Source organism: Alkalibacterium sp. s-m-28, from assembly GCF_054658175.1.
This window is the reverse complement of sequence record NZ_BAAGIQ010000230.1, coordinates 1-718: the sequence shown is the minus strand read 5'-3', so window position 1 is coordinate 718 and position 718 is coordinate 1. Positions and strand designations below refer to the sequence as shown.

Sequence of the window (718 nt, the reverse complement as noted above, 5' to 3'; positions counted from 1 at the left end):
GTGAGAGAGAAAAGAAGACAGGGGAGCGTGAACTCCAATGCTGTCGCCTTTTCTCTCTTTCTTTCTGTCAGATTTGTATACGTTTCCTTATTTTACCTTTGCTGGAGACATTTGACAAGAAAAAAAGGCAATGGGATCCAGCAGACGTGAATACGCTGCTGGATCAAGTTGCCTTTTTTCGCCTCTTTTTTATCGGTATAGAATGCTTTTCTACAGTTGCTGGTGGAGATGCTGAAGCGATTATGTTCTTTGGATTTATTCCAGTTGTTGGCTACCAAGCATCTGTTATTCCAGCCTTTATTTCAGGGTTTATCGGAGCAAAACTTGAACAGAAAGTTCGTAAATTTGTACCGGATACATTAGATTTAATCGTGACTCCATTCTTAGTATTATCTGTGATGTCTATCTTAGCATTATTCGTTATCGGTCCAGTTTTCCGTTCAGTTGAAGGTGGCATCGTAGCTGCTATATTGGCATTATTAGAATGGCCGTTGGGAATCGGTGGTGCACTTATCGGGTTCTTCCACCAAATTATCGTTGTAACAGGTGTTCACCACGTATTTAACGCATTAGAAGTTGGTCTATTGGCTGATGTTTATGGCAAGATAAAAATACATAAGATTGCAGGGTAAAAGTACACAACTCTGCGGACGGCAAAATGCAATATAAAAAGCCATTGCAAGGCACCTGAAAATCCTCTAAAGTTAGAGTTCCTACA

The 718-nt window shown here is 40.3% G+C and carries 1 pseudogene; it reads left to right on the top strand.

Annotation, left to right across the window (positions count from 1 at the left end):
• Window positions 1-236: 236 nt before the first annotated feature.
• A pseudogene (locus ACYQ4S_RS12090) lies at window positions 237-590 on the top strand (PTS transporter subunit EIIC); the annotation flags it as partial.
• Window positions 591-718: the final 128 nt, after the last annotated feature.